The sequence below is a fragment of the Burkholderia sp. lig30 genome (assembly GCF_000687455.2).
In the GTDB taxonomy this organism is placed as follows: Bacteria; Pseudomonadota; Gammaproteobacteria; order Burkholderiales; family Burkholderiaceae; genus Burkholderia.
Window position 1 is genome coordinate 55,844 of sequence record NZ_JGVW01000047.1, and the last position, 21,910, is coordinate 77,753.

At 66.4% G+C, this 21,910-nt stretch carries 19 protein-coding genes; 13 read left to right on the top strand and 6 right to left on the bottom strand.

Annotation, left to right across the window (positions count from 1 at the left end; all coding sequences use genetic code 11):
- Both tssC and tssB read right to left on the bottom strand, forming a co-directional pair.
- Nucleotides 1-1,548 (bottom strand): type VI secretion system contractile sheath large subunit, encoded by a 1,548-nt coding sequence (tssC, locus tag LIG30_RS02810; protein WP_038709502.1) that lies wholly within the window; start codon nt 1,546-1,548, stop codon nt 1-3.
- A gap of 73 nt (nt 1,549-1,621) precedes the next feature.
- On the bottom strand, nt 1,622-2,134 hold the full coding sequence (gene tssB, locus LIG30_RS02815) for a type VI secretion system contractile sheath small subunit (protein ID WP_038709461.1): 513 nt from the start codon (nt 2,132-2,134) through the stop codon (nt 1,622-1,624).
- 587 nt (nt 2,135-2,721) lie between these two features.
- Between tssB and tssK the strand changes: the two genes are divergently transcribed.
- From tssK to LIG30_RS02850, 7 genes are all read left to right on the top strand, one after another.
- Nucleotides 2,722-4,074, top strand: a complete 1,353-nt coding sequence (tssK, locus tag LIG30_RS02820) for a type VI secretion system baseplate subunit TssK (protein WP_038709462.1) — start codon at nt 2,722-2,724, stop codon at nt 4,072-4,074.
- Complete coding sequence (locus LIG30_RS02825; protein WP_038709464.1) at nt 4,071-4,802, top strand: DotU family type IV/VI secretion system protein; 732 nt, start codon at nt 4,071-4,073, stop codon at nt 4,800-4,802. The genes tssK and LIG30_RS02825 overlap by 4 nt, the downstream gene beginning before the upstream one ends.
- Complete coding sequence (locus LIG30_RS02830; RefSeq protein WP_051994839.1) at nt 4,799-6,655, top strand: OmpA family protein; 1,857 nt, start codon at nt 4,799-4,801, stop codon at nt 6,653-6,655. The genes LIG30_RS02825 and LIG30_RS02830 overlap by 4 nt, the downstream gene beginning before the upstream one ends.
- Before the next feature lie 95 nt (nt 6,656-6,750).
- Nucleotides 6,751-7,236, top strand: a complete 486-nt coding sequence (locus LIG30_RS02835; RefSeq protein ID WP_038709465.1) for an Hcp family type VI secretion system effector — start codon at nt 6,751-6,753, stop codon at nt 7,234-7,236.
- Nucleotides 7,237-7,378: 142 nt separating this feature from the next.
- Nucleotides 7,379-10,168 (top strand): type VI secretion system ATPase TssH, encoded by a 2,790-nt coding sequence (gene tssH / locus LIG30_RS02840; RefSeq protein WP_038709466.1) that lies wholly within the window; start codon nt 7,379-7,381, stop codon nt 10,166-10,168.
- 11 nt (nt 10,169-10,179) lie between these two features.
- Nucleotides 10,180-10,605 carry a type VI secretion system baseplate subunit TssE gene (tssE, locus tag LIG30_RS02845; RefSeq protein WP_038709467.1) on the top strand — a complete coding sequence of 142 codons (426 nt, stop codon included), beginning with the start codon at nt 10,180-10,182 and terminating at the stop codon, nt 10,603-10,605.
- Nucleotides 10,606-10,764: 159 nt separating this feature from the next.
- Entirely contained in the window at nt 10,765-11,640 is an 876-nt protein-coding gene (locus LIG30_RS02850) for an MOSC domain-containing protein (protein WP_038709468.1), read from the top strand.
- A gap of 33 nt (nt 11,641-11,673) precedes the next feature.
- Here LIG30_RS02850 and LIG30_RS02855 read toward each other — a convergent pair whose 3' ends face one another.
- Both LIG30_RS02855 and LIG30_RS02860 read right to left on the bottom strand, forming a co-directional pair.
- Nucleotides 11,674-13,080, bottom strand: coding sequence for a sensor histidine kinase N-terminal domain-containing protein (locus LIG30_RS02855; RefSeq protein WP_038709469.1), 1,407 nt, complete (start codon nt 13,078-13,080; stop codon nt 11,674-11,676).
- Entirely contained in the window at nt 13,077-13,748 is a 672-nt protein-coding gene (locus tag LIG30_RS02860) for a response regulator (RefSeq protein ID WP_038709471.1), read from the bottom strand. Before LIG30_RS02860 ends, LIG30_RS02855 begins: the two co-directional genes overlap by 4 nt.
- A 124-nt stretch (nt 13,749-13,872) precedes the next feature.
- Here LIG30_RS02860 and LIG30_RS02865 point away from each other — a divergent pair, with 124 nt between their 5' ends.
- The 6 genes from LIG30_RS02865 (at nt 13,873) to LIG30_RS02890 (ending at nt 20,803) form a co-directional block, all read left to right on the top strand.
- The gene (locus tag LIG30_RS02865) at nt 13,873-14,985 is read left to right on the top strand and encodes an ABC transporter substrate-binding protein (RefSeq protein ID WP_038709472.1); all 1,113 of its coding nucleotides are present in this window, start codon (nt 13,873-13,875) and stop codon (nt 14,983-14,985) included.
- A 91-nt stretch (nt 14,986-15,076) separates the two neighbouring features.
- Nucleotides 15,077-16,852, top strand: a complete 1,776-nt coding sequence (locus LIG30_RS02870) for an ABC transporter permease (RefSeq protein ID WP_038709473.1) — start codon at nt 15,077-15,079, stop codon at nt 16,850-16,852.
- Nucleotides 16,845-17,912: an ABC transporter ATP-binding protein gene (locus tag LIG30_RS02875; protein WP_038709474.1), complete on the top strand. Its 1,068-nt coding sequence runs from the start codon at nt 16,845-16,847 to the stop codon at nt 17,910-17,912. Before LIG30_RS02870 ends, LIG30_RS02875 begins: the two co-directional genes overlap by 8 nt.
- Before the next feature lie 325 nt (nt 17,913-18,237).
- The gene (locus LIG30_RS02880) at nt 18,238-19,278 is read left to right on the top strand and encodes a porin (protein ID WP_235510155.1); all 1,041 of its coding nucleotides are present in this window, start codon (nt 18,238-18,240) and stop codon (nt 19,276-19,278) included.
- A gap of 262 nt (nt 19,279-19,540) precedes the next feature.
- Nucleotides 19,541-19,984, top strand: a complete 444-nt coding sequence (gene hpaR / locus LIG30_RS02885; protein WP_038709506.1) for a homoprotocatechuate degradation operon regulator HpaR — start codon at nt 19,541-19,543, stop codon at nt 19,982-19,984.
- 453 nt (nt 19,985-20,437) lie between these two features.
- A complete protein-coding gene (locus LIG30_RS02890) occupies nt 20,438-20,803 on the top strand; it encodes a DUF3564 family protein (protein WP_038709477.1) in 366 nt (121 codons plus the stop codon).
- Between the two features lie 217 nt (nt 20,804-21,020).
- Here LIG30_RS02890 and LIG30_RS27595 read toward each other — a convergent pair whose 3' ends face one another.
- On the bottom strand, nt 21,021-21,134 hold the full coding sequence (locus LIG30_RS27595) for a transposase (RefSeq protein WP_152985989.1): 114 nt from the start codon (nt 21,132-21,134) through the stop codon (nt 21,021-21,023).
- 323 nt (nt 21,135-21,457) lie between these two features.
- On the bottom strand, nt 21,458-21,892 hold the full coding sequence (locus LIG30_RS02900; RefSeq protein WP_038709480.1) for an acyl-CoA thioesterase: 435 nt from the start codon (nt 21,890-21,892) through the stop codon (nt 21,458-21,460).
- Between the last annotated feature and the right edge of the window lie 18 nt (nt 21,893-21,910).

A 21,910-nucleotide genomic window follows, 5' to 3' on the forward strand; every position in this document is an offset into this window, starting at 1 on the left:
TCAGTTCTTCGCCTTCGGCATCTGCGACACCAGCGACAGGCCGATATCCATGCCCTCGACCTGGAAGTGCGGGATGATGAAGAGCTTGATGCGGAAGAAGCCCGGGTTATCCTCGATGTCCTCGACCGTGACCTTCGCCTCGCGCAGCGGGTGCGACGCCTGCAGCTCGTCGCCCGGGTCCTTCATCTCGGTCACCAGCCCCTTGATCCAGTTGTTCAGCTCGAGCTCCAGCAGACGACGATCCTTGGTCGTGCCGATGTTCTCGCGCTGGATCAGCTTCAGGTAGTGCGCGATGCGAGACAGCAGGAAGATGTACGGCAGGCGTGCGTTGATGCGGCTGTTCGCCGTTGCTTCCTTGGTCTCGTACAGCGCGGGCTTCTGCGTCGAGTTGGCCGAGAAGAAGCATGCGAAATCATGGTTCTTGTAGAACGACAGCGGGATGAAGCCCAGATTCGCGAACTCGAATTCGCGCGTTTCCGGAATCAGCACTTCGGTCGGGATCTTCGGCTGCACGCCGGTACCGAGGTCGTACAGGTGAACCGGCAGGTCCTCGACCTTGCCGCCCGCCTGCGGGCCTCGGATCTGCACGCACCAGCCGTTGCTGACGAAGCTGCGGACCATGTTCGCCGCGAACGCGAACGACGCGTTGATCCACAGATACTTGTCATGATCCGGGCCCTTGACCGCCTCCTCGTAATTGAACGCGCGCACCGGCGTCGTGTCCTTGCCGTACGGCAGGCGGCCGAGCACCCGCGGCATCGTCAGGCCGACGTAGCGCGCGTCATCGGTATCGCGGAAGCTCTTCCACTTGATGTACTCGGCGCGATCGAAGTAGTTGCCGATGTCCTGGATCGCCGCCACCTCTTCCATCGACTTCTTGCCGAAGAACGCCGGGCCGACCGATCCGATGAACGGCATGTGCGCCGCCGCCGCGACCTTCGAGATGTTGCGCAGCAGCGCCACGTCCATCGGCGAATTCGCGAATTCGAAGTCGCTGATCATCGCGCTGATCGGCTGGCCGCCCGGGGTATCGTATTCCTCGATGTACGCGAGGCGATACAAGCCGCTCTGGATCAGCTCCGGCGTGTCCTCGAAGTCGCGCTGCAGCGCGTCCTTCGACACGTCCAGCACCTCGATCCTCGCGTTCTTGCGGAAATCCGTGCGCGAAACGAGCATCTTCAGGCCGCGCCAGCGCCCTTCGAGCGCCTGAAACTCCGGCGTATGCATCACGGCGTCGAGCTGGCGGCCGATCTGCCGGTCGAGCTGGCCGATATGGAAGTCGAGCAGCGACTTGTCGAGACGGTCCACCGGCTGGCTCGACTTCGCGACCAGATCGAGGAACGCGCCCATGCCGCGCGCGATACGCTCGTCGGCCGACGCTTCGGACAGCATGTCGCTGTCGCGGAACGCCTCGAGCGGCCGCGCCTCGGCGACGGGTTTCAGGTTGATCTTGCTGCACAGCGAGGCATACACGCTGTCGTGATCCCCTTGCGGGGCATCGAGCACGACGGTTTCCGCCGCGCCCTGACGGGGTTCGTTCTGTTTCATTTCCATTTCTGTCTGCGTTCGTATGGCTACCGGGTTGCGGAATGCGGTGAAGGCCGTCTCGGGCCTCCCGCGCTCAGGCATGTCCTTCCGGCTGCATGGCGGCCGTCGCGATCTGCGCGAGCTCGCCGCGCAGCGTGTCGGACAGGCGCCGATCCTTCAGAACCTTCTCGAACTCGCGACGGAACGTCACGTTGTCGAGCAGGTTCGACTTGAGGTCCCGCAGCAGATTGCGCATGGCCAGCAGCGCCTGCAACTCCGGAATCTGGCGCGCGACATGCTCCGGCTCGAAATCCTTGATCGAACGGAACGAAAGATTCACCGGCAGCTCGGAACCGTCGCCGGCGAGCGTGTTCTCCGCCGCGATCCGGAGGTCCGGCGCGTAGTCGGCCAGCACGGCGTCGAAGTTGTTCTTGTCGATGTTGACCTTCTTGCGCTCCGCCAGCGGCGCCTGTTCGCGTCCGGCGCTGAAATCGCCGGCGACGAGCAGCTTGAGCGGCAGCTCGACCTTCTTCTGGGCTCCGCCCGTATGCAGATCAAGGGTGATCGAGACCCTCGACTTCGGAATTTCTCTCTGGAAGCTATCCATTGGCAGTCCTTTATTTGACTATCAAGCACCGAACAGGCGCACAACGCATCGGATGCGATGCTGACCGGAGCGATGGGCCACGCACGCGCACATTACGCATGACGCGTCAGAACGTCCTGTTCGACTCTGAATTGCGACACATCCACCCCTGCAGCAAAATCGCATTGCACTTATACACGGCAATTCCGACATAAATCAAATACAGCCACGGAATCAACCGCACGGAAATGTCACGAAATGCAAAATACCAACAACGGCGCAACATCTTTCAATACCGCCCACCTCGCAAGGCGACAACAGAATCAGAGCATGAAGATGTATTCAATATTTCCACATGACTCCGCCAATCCCTTTCCACAAGAGATATTCACGCGATTCATCGTTGTCGACACGCCATCCTGCACACACCTACCACGGAAACCTCAACAATAAAATTCCACATATCAGCCGATGATTAACATCGACAGTGTTAAAAACCATCAACAACAATCATTAAGCAAACCAAACTACTCAACCATTACACCATCTCGAAAATAATTCGTATAAGTTCCGCACTCTCACACTCTCAACGAGACACTCAACACACCATGCGGATCGAGAAACCGCTTTGGCATGAAGGCCTCATCCTGACGCAGCAGCATTTCCAGCAGCAGGAGCGGTGGGCCGGATTCGCGCTACGTCAATTCACCTCCGCGTCGCTCGCGGAGCCGTGGGGCACGCTCGCCGTCGAGGTCGACGAGGAAGCGCTGGCGACGGGGCGCCTGAAGTTCAGTCGCCTGAAGCTATGCTTTCCCGACGGCACCCCGATCGATACGGCCGTCGCGGATGCGCTGCCGCCCGCGCGCGATCTCACGCAGGGTGTGCCTGCCGATGTTCAAAGCGTCGTGGTGCTCGCGGCGCTCGCGCTGCCGGATGCGAACGGCAACAACTGCCGCCTGGACGACACCCCGCTGGCGCGGCCTCGCCGCACCTATCGGGAATTCGCGAAGGTCGCGGACCTGAACGGAACCGGGGAGAGCGAGATCGCCGCGGAGCGTCACGCGCTGCGCATGCTGTTCGACTTCGAGCCGCACGCGGACGACACGGTCTGCGCGATCGCGCGTCTTACCCGCGCAGCCAGCGGCCAATTCGAGATCGACCGCCGATTCGTGCCGCCTTGCCTGACGCTCGCGAGCCATCCGCTTCACCTCGAGCGCGTCAACCGTCTTGCGGACATCCTTCAGGCCAGGAGCCTCGCGCTGGGCGCGCGCCGCAGCGAGCGTCTCGAACGTGTCGCCGAATATGGCGTCGCCGACGTGCAACTGTTCTGGCTGCTTCATTGCATCCATGCGGCGTGGCCGCAATTTCGGCTGTATGCGACCCACCCGGCACGATCGCCCGAGCACCTGTACGCCACGCTCGCGCAACTGGCCAGCGCACTGATGACGTTTTCGACGGGCGCGCAGCTCGCGGACATTCCGGCGTACGACCATGCGCGCGCCGACGAGGTGTTCGCGGCCCTCGAATCGACGATTCGGGATCTGCTCGACGCGATCATTCCGTCGCGGGTGGTCTCGATCGGCCTGACGCGCAAGGGGCCGACGGCGTGGACCGGCCACTTCCTCGACGAGCGCATCGTCGAAGGCGCAGCGGACTGGTACCTGTCGGTCAGCGCGCCGATGCCGGCGTTCGAGCTTGTCGAGCAGTTCCCGCTGCTCTGCAAGATCGGCGCGCCCGACGATGTCGAGCACATCGTCAATTCGGCGTTGCCCGGCGTCCCGCTCAAGGCGGTGCAGCGCGTGCCGGCCGCGATTCCCGTGCGCCTCGACAACCACTACTTCGCGCTCGATTCGACCAGCGCCGCATACGAGAAGATGCTCGCTGCTCGAGCGTGTCAGATCTATCTGCCGGCGTCGGTGCCCGACGCCTCGCTCGAACTCTATGCGGTGCTGCGCTCATGAACGCCCTGACCCACAGCTTTTCCGAAGCCGCCGCGACGAACGACGTGCGTGGCACCGGCCGCGTTGCCGGCGCGGGCATCCGCGACCTGCTGCGCGACACGGCGCTGCTCGTGACGACGCTCGTGCCCGGCGGGCACGTGGAGGATGCCGGCGCGTTGCGCGAACGCTGCGTGCAGCTCGTCGACGCGTTCTCGAGCGCGCTGCAGCGCCGGGGCTATCCGGACGACGTGCGGAAGGACGCGCTCGTCGCGCAGTGCGGGCTGCTCGACGAAACGGCGTTGCGGCACCTGCCGGTCGACAGCCGGCCCGGCTGGGAACAGCGGCCGCTTCAGGTCGAGCGATTCAGCCTGCACGATGCCGGCGAGCGGGTGTTCGATCGCCTCGACGCGCGGATGCGTGAAACGTCGCCGCATGTCGACCTGCTCGAGTGTTATGCGGCGATTCTCGGCATGGGATTCGCCGGCCGCTACGCGCGTGAAGGCGAAGCGAAGCGCACCGACCTGATCGCTTCGCTCAACGCGAAGCTCGAAAATCTGCACGCGTCGTCCGCGCGCCCGTTCGTCGCGGATCGTGTCGAACGCCGTTTCTCCGACTGGCTTTACCGTCTTTCGCCGTGGGCCATCGCCGGGCTCGCCTTCGTTGCCGCGGCGATCGCTTGGGGCATCTGGTCGACCGCGCTCGACCTGCAGCTCGCGCATCTGGCGCCGATGAAGGACATCCGCCCGTGACGTCCGACCTGCCGGCCCAGGCCGCGGCCATGCCCGGGAAGCGTGATGACGGTCGCGAGTGGCTCGGCTATCCGCTTCGCGCGATGGTCGCGTTCGCGGCCCTGCTGGCGCTCGCCGTCGTGTGGCTCGTGCTGCCGGCCGGGCGCGGCGCGGCATGGACGTTCTCGACGGCCATCGGAATCGGGGCGCTCGCGCTTCTGTGGTGGCGCACCCGCCTGCTTTCCCGCGTCCGGGAACGAAGCGCACACGTGCTCGCGGCGCTGGGAAGCGCGACCGCCGACATTCCCGTGACCGTGCGCACGCGCATGCCGCTCGTGCTACTGACGGGAGACGGCCTGCCGGCACTGTTCGATCGCGATGGAGAGAAGCGCTTCGCCCATGTCGGCAACGGTGCGATCTGGCTTCGCATCGACCGGCCGCAGGATCTGCCCCAACTCGCTGTCGCGGTGAGGCAGTGGCGCGACGGTCTCGCGCCAGATGGCATCGTGCTGTCGGTCGCACCTGCGCTGCACTCGAGCGCGGACATGCTGACGCAGAAATCACGCGCCGTGCGTCAGGCGGTTGCCGACGCGTCCCGCATGCTCGGCGCCAAACTGCCCGGCTATGTCGCGGTCTACCAGCGGTTGACGCCCGACGGACCTTCCGGCGCCGTCAACGAAGCCGCCCTGGGCGGCGCAACGACCGGGCACGCCGATCTCGCGATGCCCCAGTGGTACGGCATATCGTCGGCCACGCGCCTCGCGGACGCCCCGGGAGCATCCCCCCTGGAAAGCACGCTGCGCTTCGAGCAAGTCGTCGGCGCGGCCGAAGACGAGGTCCGGCGAAACGCGGGCGACCGCGCGACGGCGATCCGCGCCGCGGCGCTGGCGTCGATCGTCGGATGGACCCGGCAAGTCGTGCTCGGCCCGCTCACCGATCGGCAGCAGCCCGCCGCGCCGTGGCCGCTGTTCGGCGCAGGCTGGCTCGATTGCGGTCCCGCGAGCGGGCCGGACACGCCGTGGGAACGCGACGTCGCGCGGCGAACCCGGGTGACACGCGCGGAGGCCGCCGCCTCGCCGCTGCCGTGGCCGCTGCCGCAGCCGCTGATCGAGGCGATGCCGCGGCGGCGCTGGGCCTCGCCTCGCACGGCCGCCTTCGCCCACGCGCTTGCGTTGCTTGCCTGCGCGGCCACCGTGGCGTTCTGGTGCGCGGCAAAAAACAACGAGGCGCTGCTGGCGCGCGTCGGCGCGGATCTGAGCCGCTATTCGGCGATCCCCGCCGCGCACGACGCATCGAAGCGGGACGCGCTAAAAGCGCTCGTGGCCGATCGGGACCAGCTCGACCGCTACGCTCGCGCTGGCGTGCCGCTGCGCCTGTCGTTCGGAATGTACCGGGGCACGGCGCTGATGGCGGCGCTCGACGACGCGATCGCGTCCTATGTTCCGCCCCCGCCTCCGCCGGCCGTCGTGACGCTCGACAGCATGTCGCTGTTCGACAGCGGCAAGTCGCAATTGAAGCCGGGCTCGACGCGCGCGATGGTCGGCGCGCTCGACATGATCAAGGCGCATCCGGACAAGCGGATTCTCGTCGCGGGCCACACCGACGACGTCGGCAATGCCGACAACAACCTGAAACTGTCGATCGCGCGCGCCGGCGCGGTGCGCGACTGGCTGACCGATGCGTCGGGCATGCCGGCCACGCAGTTCGCGATCCAGGGATACGGGGATATGCGCCCCATTGCGGGCAATGCGTCGCCGGAGGGGCGCGCGCAGAACCGGCGCGTGGAGATCACGCTGGTGCCCGACGCGCCGCCGAAGGAAGTCCCGCCGCGCCGCGACGGAAGCGCCACGGGCGCGAGCGACGCAGGGAAATGAGCAGCCGGTTTAGCCCCGAAGCGTCTTGCTTCGGGATTGTGAGGCCCGGGGGATGCCCCCGGGCGATGGCGTAGTAAAAGAAAAAGGAGTGAACGATGGCAATTCCGGCCTATATGTGGCTCAAGGACGATGGCGGCGCCGACATCAAGGGTTCGGTGACGGTTCAGGGCCGTGAAGGCAGCGTCGAACTCGTCGCGTTCGATCATGGCGTGCATATTCCGACCGACGGCAACACCGGCAAGCTGACCGGCACGCGCATACACCTGCCGATCATGTTGACGAAGGAAACGGATGCCGCGACGCCGTATCTCTACAAGGCCGTGACAAGCGGCCAGACGCTGAAGTCGGTCGAGATCAAGTGGTACAAGATCGACGACGCGGGCAAGGAGCAGGAGTACTTCAACACGAAGCTCGACAACGTGAAGATCGTCGCGGTCAAGCCGAAGATGCACGACATCAAGAACCCCGGCTTCGAAAAGCACAACCACCTCGAGAACGTCGAGCTTCGCTACGAAACGATCACCTGGTCGTACAAGGACGGCAACATCATCCACAAGGATACGTGGAACGAGCGCTCCTGATATCCGGGCCGTGCGGCGGAAGCGGTCTGCCTCCGCCGTCTGCCGGTTCGTTTGCCGGCCCGCGCGTCGGGCTGGCCTTTTTCCACCCGGGAGCGGGCGGTCCGCATGACCGCCGACGCCCTTTCCATGACCTGGCTTCGACATGACTTTGCGCGACGACCGAAGGAAATCCCCGTGGGATACCACTCACCTGCTCCGCCGACTCAATCCGCATTGCGCGCAGGCGCTCGAGGCGGCCGCGAGTCTTTGTCAAACCAGGCTGGCAGACGAGATCACCGTCGAGCACTGGCTGCTGAAGCTCATTGCGGCGGAAGACGGGGACATTCCGGCCATCCTGCGGCACTACGGGATCGATGGCGACGCCGTCTGGGATGCGCTGATCGCCGCGATCGACCACCTGCCCCGCAACCTGCGGGGCAAGCCCGCGCTGTCGCCCCAACTGGCGGCCGTCCTGCAGGATGCGTGGCTGCATGCGTCCACCGATGCGGACGATGCAATCATCCGGTCCGGCAACCTGCTGCAGGCGATCGCGGATGCGCCGCACGTGCTGCGCGCGCAGCACGCCTGGCCGCTGCTGTCCGTGAGCAGCGCGCAGATCCGGCGTCTGCTGCCCCGGCTGGGCGTGCGATCCTGTGAAGACCGGCCGGATGAACCGGAAGCGGAAACCGCCGCACCGGTCGCTTCGTCCGAGTCCATCACTTTCGACGTCCCGTCGTCCGTTCCGGCAGCCGCCGGAACGCGGGCAACCCGGCCTGACGCCGGCACCCCGACGGTCGAAGGATCTTCCGGCGGGAACAATACCGCTCTGGGCGGAGACGACGCCCTCACCCGCTTCGCGATCGACCTCACGGACAAGGCCCGCGGCGGCAGGATCGATCCGGTGTTCGGCCGCGATCGCGAAATCCAGCAGATGGTCGACGTGCTCGCGCGCCGCCGCAAGAACAACCCGATCCTCGTCGGCGAGCCGGGAGTCGGCAAAACCGCGCTCGTCGAAGGGCTCGCGCTGCGTGTCGCCGACGGGGACGTGCCGAATGCGATTCGCGACGTGCGCATCCTGACGCTCGATCTGGGGCTGTTGCAGGCCGGCGCCGGCGTGAAGGGCGAATTCGAGCAACGGCTGAAGAACGTCATCGACGAAGTGCGAGCCTCGCCGGTGCCGATCCTGCTGTTCGTCGACGAGGCGCACACGCTGATTGGCGCCGGCAACGCCGCCGGCGGCGCCGACGCCGCGAACCTGCTCAAGCCCGCGCTGGCGCGCGGCGAGTTGCGCACGATCGCGGCCACCACCTGGTCCGAGTACAAGGAATTCTTCGAACGCGATGCCGCCCTCGAACGGCGTTTCCAGATCGTCAAGGTCGACGAGCCCGACGACGATGCGGCGTGCCTGATGCTGCGCGGGCTCAAGAGCCGCTATGCGAAATACCATGACGTCCACATTCGCGACGAGGCGCTGGTCGCGGCGGTCAAACTCTCGCGCCGCTTCATTCCGGCCCGGCAGCTGCCGGACAAGGCCGTCGACCTGATCGACACGGCCGCCGCGCGCGTGCGCATGGGCCTTGATTCGCCGCCGGCCGAACTGCAGCGCGCGCGGGCCGTGGTCTCGGCACTGGAGCTAGAGGGCGCGACGCTCGATGAGGACGGGCAAGCCGGCGTCGACGATGTTGGGGAGCGCCGCGTCGTGCTCGACGCGGCGCGCGCGAACGCAAAGGCAGAACTGGCCGATCTGCAGCAGCGCTACAAGCGGGAACGCGAACTCGTCCAGGCGCTGCATCGACAACGCGACATCGCCCCGTCCATGCGCGACGACGCGTCGCTTGCGCAGGCGCGCCAGGCGCTCGCCGGCGCGCAGGGCAAGACGCCGTTGGTCTTCGCGGACGTCGACGCGCAGGCAATCGCCCGCGTGGTCGCCGAGTGGACCGGCGTGCCGGTCGGCAATCTGCTCGAGGACGAGCTTCACGGCCTGCTCAGCCTCGAGACGCAGCTCGCGAAGCGGGTCGTCGCGCAGGACGACGCGCTCGACGCGCTCGCGGAAAGCCTGCGCACCGCGAAGGCCGGCCTGACGAACGAGCAAGCGCCGCTCGGCGTGTTCCTGCTCGCCGGCCCGTCGGGCGTCGGCAAGACCGAGACGGCGCTGGCGTTGGCCGACCTGCTGTTCGGCGGGGAAGCGGCGCTCACGACGATCAACATGTCGGAATACCAGGAATCCCATACGGTATCGCAGCTCAAGGGCTCCCCGCCCGGCTACGTGGGCTATGGCCGCGGCGGCATCCTGACGGAAGCCGTGCGTCAGCGTCCGTACAGCGTCGTGCTGCTCGACGAGGTCGAAAAGGCGCACCGGGACGTGCTCGACCTGTTCTATCAGGTGTTCGACCGCGGCACGATGCGCGACGGCGAAGGGCGCGAGATCGATTTCCGCAACTGCGTGATCCTGATGACGTCGAATCTGGGCAGCACCCGGATCGACGAAGCGACCGCCGGCAACCCGGCGATTTCACAGGCCGAACTGTTCGAGGTGATTCGGCCGCAGCTCGTCGCGCACTTCCAGCCCGCCCTGCTCGCCCGCTTCCGCACGCTTGCCTACCGGCCGCTCGACGCGATCGCGCTCGCGTCCATCGTGCGCCTGAAGCTCGCGAAAATCGCGGGCCGCCTGCGCCGCCAGCACGACGTCGAACTCGCGTGCGACGAATCGCTGATCGACGCGATGGCCGAACGCTGTCTCGCGCGCGAATCGGGCGCGCGCAACGTCGACGCGTTCCTCAATCAGCGCGTCCTGCCGACCGTGTCGCGCGAACTGCTGGCGCGCATGGCGACGGGCGCGTCACCCGCAAGGATCGTGCTGACGAGCTCGCCGGAAGGCAACCTGACGATCGACTTCATCGACCGCGACGAAGCTGCCGCGGGCAGCGCGCCGCCCGCGGCAGCCGCCGCGTAAGGGGCAGCGCCATGCCGGCGGGACCGTCCCTCTACGACATGCTGCTCGGGCAGATCGGCGGCGAGCCGCTCGGCGCCTACGACGACCGGACGCTCGAGTGCATGAGCGTGCAGCAGAACGTTCAGCGCATCCTGAACACGCGCGCCGGTGCGCTGAAGCACCTGCCGGACTATGGGCTGCCGGACCTGACGAACATCTACAAGGCATTGCCGGCGTCTTCGCACATGCTGAAGGATCAGATGGAGGCGACGCTCCTGAAATACGAGCCGCGCATCCGTTCGATCGACGTCGAGATCCTCGACAACGACGACCCCGGCGTGCTCGTGAGCTTCGAAATGACGTGCCATTTGAAGAGGGCCGGGCTCGTGCGGTTCGGCACCTATTTCGAGCCGCCGGGCCGGATATACGTGAAGCGGCGGATTCAGGAACGCCGCTGATTTGCCGCACGGCCGGCACGTATGCGAAGCAGCCGTCGCGGTGTGCCGCGCCGGTTCGATGCGTATTCGACGTGTGCACGACGCGACCTGCACTTTCCGCCGCCCGCCGGGATCTGCCACAATCCCGACTCCACGTGCCACTTTTTCCGCCCCTGCGCCATGCCAGCCATCAGCGAGCTATTCGTCTATCCGATCAAGTCCTGCGGTGGCATCGCGCTGCGCCGCGCGCAGTTGCTCGACACCGGCCTCGCGTACGACCGGCACTGGATGGTGACCGACGCCCGCGGCGAGATGATCACGCAGCGCACGCATCCACGCCTCGCGCTGGTCCGCACCGCATTCGACGGCGACGCGCTCGTCGTGACCGCGCCCGGCATGGCGGCCCTGCGCACGCCGCTGTCGGACGAAGGCGACGCGTCCGCGCAATTGGCAACGATGGCGGCGACGGTCTGGGACGACACCGTCGACGCGATCGACACCGGCGCGGCGAGCGCAGCGTGGTTCAGCGATTACCTCGGCAGCCCGGCGAAGCTCGTGCGCTTCGCGCCGCACGCACGGCGTGCATGCAGCCGCAAATGGACCGGCGAGCTCGACGCATCGACCCATTTCGCGGACGGCTACCCGCTGCTCGTCGTCGGCCAGGCGTCGCTCGACGATCTGAACGCGCGGCTCGCCGCGAAAGGCGCGCCGGCGATTCCGGTCGACCGGTTCCGGCCGAACCTCGTCGTCAGCGGCCTCGACGCCTACGAAGAGGACTTCGTCGAGCATCTCGACGCGCAGGCCGGCGGCACGCCGGTCCGGCTGCGCCTCGTCAAGCTGTGCACCCGCTGCCCGGTGCCGACGATCGACCAGCGCACCGGCTCGCCCGATCCCGCGTGGCCGCACGAGCCGACCGACACGATGAGCACCTACCGCGGCAACCCGCGCTTCGACGGCGCGCTGACGTTCGGCAACAACGCGGTGATCGTGCATGGCGCGGGCAGTTTCCTCGAGGTCGGACAGGCGCTCGACGCGGAAATCGGCTTCGGCGATTGAGCGTGCCGCACGGTTCCGTAGCGGGAGCAGGCCCTACCCCGCCTCCCGCGCGACCGGCAGCGTCGCGGTCACGACCAACCCGCCGCCCGCCGCGTCGGCGAGCTCCACCTTGCCCTGATGCACGCGCGCGATCTCGCGCACGATCGACAGGCCGAGGCCCGTCCCTTCGACCGTCTGCGTCGCGCTGCCACGGTGGAAACGCTCGAACACCGCGTCGCGCTCGTCCGGCGGAATGCCCGGCCCGTTGTCGATCACGTCGAGCCGCGCGCCGCCGCCATCACGCGATACCCGCACCGTGACGACCGCCTTCTCGCCCGAATAGCGGATTGCGTTGTCGACCAGATTCCCGATCATCTCGGCGAGCAGGTCCGGCTGACCCTGCACGTCCACATCCGCGTCGTGCTCGAAGCCGAGGTCGATGTCGCGCGCACGCGCGACCGGCGACCAGTCGAGCGCCACGCTGCGCGCGAGACGGTGCAGCGCGACCCGCTTGTGCGCGGCCGCATGACCGCAATCCGAATCGAGCCGCGACAGCGCGAGCAGTTGCTGCACGATCTTCGCCGCCTCGCGCACCGCGCCGTTCACGCGCCGCAGATGCACATGCGCGCGCGGGCGCTCCTCGGGCCGCAACGCCAGTTCGGCACCCGCCTGCGCCGCCGCGAGCGGCGTCTTCAACTGATGCGCGGCGTCGGCGAAGAAGCGTCGCCGCGCGACCTGCATCCGTTGCGTGCGGCCGATGTACTGGTTGATCGACTCGACGAGCGGCGCGAGTTCGCTCGGCATGCCGGCCGTGTCGAGCGGCGTCGACGCGTCCTCGTCGCGCGCGGCGACCGTCGCCGACAGCCGGTTCAGCGGCCGCAGCCCGCGCCCGACGCCGAGCCACACGATGCCGAGCACGAGCACGACGAGCAGCCCCTCCTGCAACAGCGATCCCGTCAGGATCTCCCGCGCGAGCGCCTGGCGCGCCTCGATCGTCTCGCCGACCATCACCCACACGACCCGCGACTGCGCGGTCGGCACGTCATGGATCGGCAGGCGCAGCGCCGCCATTCGCAGGCGCTCGCCGCGATACACGGCATCGTAGTAGCGCGTGACGAACAGCGCCTGGTCGCCTGCGTCGCGCGCCGCCGGCAGCGGCAGATCGGGATAGCCGGTCACCGCGCGGCCATTGTCGTCGCGGATCAGGTAATAGATCCTGCCGTCGTCGCCCGACTCGAACATCTCGAGCGCGAGATACGGCAGATCGACCTCGATCTCTCCCCCGTCGAGCCGCACGCCCTCGCGGATCGATTTCAGCGACGACGACAGCGTGCGGTCGAACGCGACGTTTGCGGCGCGCATCGCGCGCTCGTACGTCAGCCACGAATCGAGCGCGAGCAGGCCGAGCAGCGGGAGCAGCAGCCACAGCGCGACCCGCGTCCGCAGATTCGCGCGCATCACGCCGCCTGCGCTTCGAGCAGGTACCCGAGCCCGCGCAGCGTGACGATCGCGACGCCGCTGCGCTCGAGCTTCTTCTTCAGCCGGTGCACGTAGATCTCGATCGCGTCGGCGTTCACCGATTCGTCGAGCCCGAAGATCTTCTCCGACAACGTTTCCTTGTTGATCGCGCGGCCGTTGCGCAGGATCAGCACTTCGAGCACCGCGCGCTCGCGCGGCGTCAGCGGCAACGGCGCGCCGTCGAGACGGAAGCTGCGGTCGACGCCGTCGTACGCGAGCGGCCCGCACGCGACGCGCGAATGCTCGTGGCCGAGATTGCGCCGGATCAGCGCGCGGGCGCGTGCCTCCAGCTCGGTCAGCTCGAACGGCTTCGCAAGATAATCGTCAGCGCCGAGATCGAGCCCCTTCACGCGATCCTCGACCGAGCCATGCGCGGTCAGGATCAGCACCGGCACCGGATTGCGCCGCGCGCGCAGCCGCCGCAGCACCTCGAGCCCGTCGAGTTTCGGCAGGCCGAGATCGAGGATCACGAGCGCGTAATCCTGCGTGCGCAGCACGTGATCCGCCGCGTCTCCATCCGCCATCCGGTCGACCGCGAAACGCGCGGCGGTCAGCGCGTTGTGCAGCGATTGCGCCAGGTTCGGGTTGTCTTCGACGAGCAGCACGCGCATGGGAACCTCGGGAAATCCACAAGATAAACAACGCTATTTTTATCCCAAACGAAAGCGAATTGAAAGCACCCGGCACTTACCATCCGCGTCACCCGAACAACACCGAGACATATTGGAGGAAGACATGCCGTTCACCCCGAAGCACATTGCCGTACTCCTGACGATCGTCACGGGCGTCGTCGCCGGCACGACCGCCGGCGACGCCCGGGCGCAGGTTCCGGCAGGCTACCCGGCCAGCTATCAGGACACGATCGACGCCGCGAAGAAGGAAGGCAGCCTGATCGTCTACTCGACGACCGACACCGGCCTCGTGCGCTCGCTGATCAAGGATTTCGAAAGCCTGTACGGCATCAGGGTCGAATACAACGACATGAACAGCACCGAGCTGTACAACCGCTACATCAGCGAGAACGCGGCGAACAGCACGAGCGCCGACGTGCTGTGGAGCGCGGCGATGGATCTGCAGGTGAAGCTCGTCAACGACGGGCTGATGGCGTCGTACGACACGCCCGAGCACGCGCACGTGCCGCAATGGGCGCAATACCGGAAGCAGGCGTACGGCACGACCTTCGAGCCGCTCGCGATCGTCTACAACAAGCGGCTGATCGCCGCGAACGAAGTGCCGAAAACCCGCGCCGACCTGATCCGGCTGCTCACGTCCCAGCCCGACCGCTTCAAGGGCAAGGTCACGACCTACGACATCGAGAAATCCGGCGTCGGCTTCAACTCGCTGACGCAGGACGCGCACGTCAACGAGAAGGCCACGTGGGAGCTGGTGAAGGCAATCGGCGCGACCGGGCCGAAACTGCAGTCGAGCACGGGCGCGATGATGGAGCGGATCTCGTCCGGCGAGAACCTGATCGGCTACAACATCATCGGTTCATATGCGTACGCGCGGGCCAAGAAGGACACGTCGCTCGGCTACGTGTTTCCGACCGACTACACGCAGATCGTCAGCCGCCTCGCGACGATCTCGAAAAAAGCGAAGCATCCGAACGCCGCCAAGCTGTGGGTCGACTACCTGCTGTCGCAGCGCGGCCAGACGCGCATCGCGAACCAGGCGAACCTGTACGCGATCCGCGCCGACGTGAACGGCGAAACCTCCGCGGCGAGCCTGACGAAGACGCTCGGCGACGCGCTGAAACCGATCCCGATCGGTTCCGGCCTGCTGGTCTACCTCGACCAGTCGAAGCGCCTGGCGTTCCTCAAGCAGTGGCAGCAGTCGATCAAGCGCTGAACGCCACATCACGCATCCCGGGCGGCGTGCCGCCCGTTTCCGACGATTTCCTTCAGGCAGCCGGCGCCCTGCCGGCCGCAAGGGCACACTCATGCTTTCAACCAGCACATCCGGAACGCCGCCGGCCGTTCCGCACTCCACCGGCGCGGGCGCCGGCGCGATTCCCCCGCTGCGCGCCGGCAGCCTGCAGCCGCTCGCCGGCATGCTGCGCTGGATCGTCGTCGCGGTGCTGACCGTCGCGGTCGCGCTGCCGCTCGGCTTCATCCTGCTGCAGAGCCTGTTGTCGGCGCCGTTCTTCGACGCGAACAAGACGTTCGGCATCGACGGCTTCCGCTTCGTCTTCGGCGACCCCGACTTCCGCTCGGCCGTGGTCAACTCGTTCATCATCGCGGGCGGGATGCTGTTCATCTCGATTCCGCTCGGCAGCATGCTCGCGTTCCTGATGGTCCGCACCGACCTGCCGGGCCGCCGCTGGCTCGGGCCGCTGCTGCTCACGCCGGTGTTCGTGTCGCCGATGGTGCTCGCGTTCGGCTACGTGGTCGCGGCCGGCCCGGTCGGCTTCTACTCGGTGTGGTTCAGGGAAGCATTCGGCGCGGCGAGCGCGCCGTGGAACATCTATTCGATCTTCGCGATCACGGTCATCGCCGGCCTCACGCACGTCCCGCACGTGTACCTGTATTCGGCGGCCGCGCTGCGCAACCTCGGCGCGGATGTCGAGGAAGCGGCGCGCGTGACGGGCGCGCGGCCGTTTCGCGTCGCGCTCGACGTGAGCCTGCCGATGACGATGCCCGCGCTGCTGTTCGCCGGCGTGCTGGTGTTCTTCCTCGGCTTCGAGGTGTTCGGCCTGCCGCTCGTGCTCGGCGATCCGGAAGGCCACCTGGTGCTCGCGACCTACCTGTACAAGCTGACCAACAAGCTCGGCGTGCCGTCGTACCACCTGATGGCGGCGGTCGCGATCTGCATCGTCGCGATCACGTTCCCGCTCGTGTTGCTGCAGCGCCGCCTGATGCGGACCGCGAACCGCTTCGTCACGGTCAAGGGCAAGGCCAGCCGCGCGACGGTGCTGCCGCTCGGCGCATGGCGCTGGGTTGCCGTCGCGACCGTCGCGCTGTGGCTTGCGCTGACCGTGATCGTGCCGATCTCCGGCATCGTGCTGCGCGCGTTCGTGACGAACTGGGGCGACGGCGTGGCGCTCGGCGACGTGCTGACCCTGGAGAACTTCACCGAACTGTTCGAGCAGGACAACCTGGTGCGCGCGATCGTCAACACGCTCGGCATCGGCGTGGCGGGCGGCGCGCTCGCGGTCGGCTTCTATTCGCTGGTGGCGTTCGCCGGGCATCGCCGCAACGACTGGGCGACGAAGCTGCTCGATTACCTCGTGCTGCTGCCGCGCGCGGTGCCGGGCCTGCTCGCCGGTCTCGCGTTCCTGTGGATCTTCCTGTTCGTGCCCGGCCTGCGCGAACTGAAGAACTCGATGTGGAGCATCTGGATCGCATACACGGTCGTGTGGCTCGCCTACGGCATGCGGCTGATTCAGGGCGCGCTGCTTCAGGTCGGGCCGGAACTCGAGGAGGCCGGACGCAGCGTGGGCGCGACGCGCGGCCGCGTGTCGCGCGACGTGACGCTGCCGCTCGTGCGCTTCGGCCTGCTCGCCGCGTGGCTGCTGATCTTCATGATCTTCGAGCGCGAGTATTCAACGGCCGTCTACCTGCTGTCGCCCGGCACCGAAGTGATCGGCGCGCTGCTCGTGTCGCTGTGGGCCACCGGCGCGGTCGACCAGGTCGCCGCGCTCTCTGTCATCAACATCGCGATGGTCGGCGCCGGTCTCGGCGTGGCCTTGCGCTTCGGAGTGAAACTTCATGGATAAGCTCACCGTCGACAATCTCCACCTGAGCTACGGCGCGAACCCGATCCTCAACGGCGTGTCGTTCGAACTGAAGGCCGGTGAAGTCGTCTGCCTGCTCGGCGCGTCGGGCAGCGGCAAGACCACGCTGCTGCGCGCGGTCGCCGGCCTCGAACGCCCGTCCGGCGGCCGCATCCGGCTCGACGACCGCGTGTTCTTCGACAGCGCGGAGCACGTCGACCTGCCGGTCGAGCAGCGCTCGCTCGGCCTCGTATTCCAGTCGTATGCGCTGTGGCCGCACCGTTCCGTCGCGGACAACGTCGGCTACGGGCTCAAGCTGCGCCGCGTCGCGCCGGCCGAGCGGAAGCGCCGCGTGCAGACCGCGCTCGACCAGCTCGGCCTCGGGCATCTCGCCGAACGCTTGCCGTATCAGCTTTCCGGGGGGCAGCAGCAGCGCGTCGCGATCGCACGCGCGCTCGTCTACAACCCGCCCGTGATCCTGCTCGACGAACCGCTGTCGAACCTCGATGCGAAGCTGCGCGAGGAAGCGCGCGCGTGGCTGCGCGAGCTGATCGTGTCGCTCGGGCTGTCGGCGCTGTGCGTGACCCACGACCAGACGGAGGCGATGGCGATGTCCGATCGCATCCTGCTGTTGCGCGACGGCCGCATCGAGCAGGAAGGCACGCCGGCCGAGCTGTACGGCGCGCCGCGCTCGCTGTATACGGCGGAATTCATGGGCAGCAACAACCGGATCGACGCGCGCGTCGCGGCGGTCGACGGCGCGTGCGTGATGCTTGCGGGAGACGGCTGGCAGTTGCGCGCGCTCGCCCGCGACACGCTCGCGCCCGGCCAGGACGCGCAGGCCGTGATCCGGCTCGAATGCGTGCAGGTCGCCGACGGCCCCGGCGAGAACCGGCTGCATGCGGATCTCGTCACGTCGATGTATCTCGGCGACCGCTGGGAGTACCTGTTCCATTGCGGCGGCCTGCGGCTGCGCGCATTCGGCGACGTACCGCGCGCAGCGGGAAAACACTGGATCGAATTCCCCGCCAACGATTGCTGGGCGTTCGCAAAGGCGGGCTGACGCTGCCGGGCGGCGCGCACCCGCCGTTTTGCGCGCGCCGCTCTACCGCTCTACCGCTCTGCCACTTGCCGCTTGCCACTTGCCACTTGCCGCTTGCCACTTGCCGCTTGCCGCTTGCCGCACAGCAGGCACCTGCGCGCTGCCGGGCGGCGCGTATCTGAAGCCTCGTCACAACAACAATCACGCCACGGCAACCAGCCCGTTCATTGCCCGGCAGGCGGCAGCCCGGCGACACCTGAAGTTTGAATCGCACTGAAGACACAAGGAGACGACGTCAATGAAGCCATTCTCATATCGCCCATATCATAAAGCACTCCTTATCTCAATGACATCAACCGCACTCGCCGCGACTTCGGCCGCGCACGCGCAGTCCAGCGTCACGCTCTACGGGATCGTGGACGTCGGAATCGAATACACGAACCACGCCGGACGGGACGGCGGCAGCGCATTCAGGCTGAAGTCCGGCAACCGGAATACGTCGCGCTGGGGCGTGCGCGGCGTCGAGGAGCTCGGCGGCGGACTCAGCGCGGTGTTCCGGCTCGAAAGCGGCATCGATGCCGCGAACGGCAGGTTCAGCGACGGCCCGGATTCGATCTTCGCGCGCCGCGCGACGGTCGGACTGACGGGCCCATGGGGAGCGGTCACGCTCGGACGCAATTTCACCGTCACCTCCGACTACCTGCTCCCGTTCGACCCGATGGGCTATGCGCGGAACTACTCGTGGGCGTCGTCGTCGATGGCCACGGGCGGACGCAAGGACGGCCTGCTCACGCGCGCGTCGAACACGGTGCGCTACGACGGCAGGCTCGGCGGCTTCCGGTTCGGCGCGATGTACGGCTTCGGCAATGCACCCGGCAGCCTCAAGCGCGGCTCGAAATATGATTTCGCGCTCGGCTACGAAAGCGGCCCGTTCGCCGCAGTCGTCACGCTTGACCGCCAGAACGGCGCGTCCGACAGCGTGACGCCGGCCGATCCCGTCGACAGCATCCGGGGCATTCACGCCGGCCTGAGCTACGACTTCGGCAAGCTGAAGGCGATGGCAGGCTACCGGAACTACCGGCGCACGTTCCGGACGTCGGCGGCGAAGCAATTGAGCGATATGGTGTGGGCCGGCGGCTCGTATCAGTTCACGCCGGCGTTCTCGCTGATCGCGGCGGTCTATCACCAGAACGTCAAGGGCGGCGGCGCCGATCCGACGCTGCTGTCGCTGCGCGCGCAATACGCGCTGTCGAAGCGCACGATGCTGTACGCGGCGGGCGGCTACGCGATTGCGCAGCACGGCCAGAAGGTCGGCGTGTCGCGCGATGCGGCCGGGTACGGCGATACGCAGATCGGCGTCACAGCCGGGATGCAGCAGCGGTTTTGAGCGGAGCGGCGGCGGCGGTGACTACGGCTGCTGGTGCTGGTGCTGCGATTGCGATTGCGATTGCGATTGCGACCGCAGCGACTGCGGCGGCAGCGGCAGCGGCAGCGGAATCGAAATAAACGTCTGTTACCCCATTGCCGCGCCGTCCGAAATGACTTGATTCACCCGATCTGCTCCCGCGATCACCCTGATGGGCCTGACAGGCGATCGGCAACACACCTCCTGTTAAGATCGGCGCGTCCGCCGCTACCCCGTCATGCTCATGAAACCTGTGCTCGACCGTCGCAATCTGGCCATGCTGCTGCTCGAAGCCCGCGAGACGTTGATGGGGCAATTTCGCCCCATCCTCAAGGAATTCGCGCTGACCGAACAGCAATGGCGGATCATTCGTGTGCTCGATGGCGAGCCGGTGGACGGACTGGAGGCGGGCCAGATCGCACGGCGCTGCTGCATCCTGAGCCCGAGCCTGACCGGCGTGCTGGAGCGCATGCAGCGGGACGGGCTGATCCTGCGCACGCGCGCGCAAGAGGATCAGCGCCGGCTGATCGTCAGCCTGACGCCACACGGCCGGAAACTGATAACGGAAATCGCCCCGCGCATCGAGGAGCAATACCGGCTGCTCGAAGAGCGCTTCGGCACCGCGGCGCTCGACGACATCTACCGCTCGCTCGACCGCCTGATCGAGCTCGGCGCGCGGGCATCCTGACGCCCGGCCCACTCATTCAACCGGGCGCGTCGCGCCCAGCGGCATTTTCAGGCGCCGAAAATCGGCGCGCATGGCCTAAATGGCGCGCATGCCCGATATCGCTCGCGCACCATCAAATCGCCGCGATGATGCATCCCTGATTTCGACCCGGGACAATGTGTCCCTGAAATTAAAAACATGACTGGCACAGCGCGACACAGCGACGCGCCCGGACGCCCGCGCAGGCCGCCGCCGCCGCCCTGCGCGCAGCGCGCGCACCCGCGTCCGGCGGCGCCGAAGCGACGAACGCAACCGACCACGATGCATGAGTTCGCGACCTGTTCATTTCCGACATAAATACTGAATGTGTTCATTTATTCCGCACTGCGTCTTGCGTTTACCGCCAAGATCTCTAGACTGCACAGCGCACATATGGTCGATTGAGTCATTTTCTTTTCAACAGGAGACGATGCAATGCGCCTCACCATTCGAATCAATGGCAGCGATTCAGCGACTCGGCAAGCATTCGCAGTGCTGTGGGTCGACACCGATGAACGGCTGTGGTCTCGCGAGGCACATCAGGGCATCGACCTCCCGACGTGGGGCAAGGTCAAGGACGTCGAGGGCGCGATGGCACTGTGCGCGGCCGACAGCGGCAAGGCCGTATGCAAGCTGGAGGGGCTGTCGTTCGCCCCGACGCAACAGGAAGCGGAAAGCGGGCGGGAGCACGGCCCCGCCGAGCTGGCGGGCAAGCCGGCCAAGGGCGCATGGCGCCTGCAGGCAGTCGATCTGTGCACGATCCAGCCGGAATATCAGGAATTTATTTCCGTCGATCGGTAGAACGTCCCGATTTTCTCAGCTGCGGGTTTCGGAATTATTCATGTTTTATGGGTGTTTTTTCGACATCCGCGATTATCGGCGCCCCTGCGGGGGCGTTTTTTCTGATCGCACTCGTTAAATAAGGGTCGAAATAAAGTATTCGCGAAAAATTGATTTGGAAAGCGGTGTCCTAGCCACGTAGCAGTTCCGTGAGTTCAGCATCGACGGTTTTCTTGGTTCAAGTGACGAAGCGGCACCATCGGTACTTCATCCGCCGCCAGCGGATCTCAATCATGTTCAGTTCGGGGCTGTAGGCTGGCAGATAGAACTGAAGGGGCTTGTGATCGATCAGCTAACGTTCTCGCGTTGCCTGGTCAATGCCGTGGTGGACCCGGGCGTTGTCCAGCACAATCACGGTTAGAGAAGGTGCCGGCGCCGACGTCGTACTGCAGGTGCAAGAAACCCAGATCGATCTGCATCTGCAGTTTCGCGAGGACAACGTCGAGCCTGTCGAGACAGGCAAACGGGTAACGCACGAGCAGAAGAGGCAGCAGGAGCGATAGAGACTCGACGAATCTTCGCCGTCCGGGGACGAGGTTACAGTGGACATGCCGGTTCCCCTGGTCAGGTCGTGACGCGGTCCGGCGCGCCGGACCGTGCGGGCAACGTCGCGCGTCAGGCAACCGGTTCGGCTTCGTGCGCCTCCTCCTGATAGGCGCGCACGCGCTCACGGAATGCGTCCGACAGCGGCACGCTCCGTTCGGTCGCGTAATCGTACGCGACGTGCGTGGAACGGCCCGTCGCGATCACGCGTGTCGCGTCACCGGCGATCGTGATCCGGTATTCGATGTCGAAGCTCTTGGTGCCGATCCGCGTGATCAATGCGTTGACCTCGAGCGAATCGCCCCACTTTGCCGGATGCACGTACTCGCACGAAGTCTTCAGCATGATCTGTGGGATGCCGTCAGTCATCGGCACATCTAGCAGTTCATGTGCATAGAGCATGTAGGCGTTCAGCATGTACACGTAGTACATTGTCGCGCTGACGTGGCCGGCGGGGTCTTGGTCGCCGTAGGCGACATCGAATTGCTGCGTGAAGGCTCGAGTCATTTCATTACCTCTCCGGGT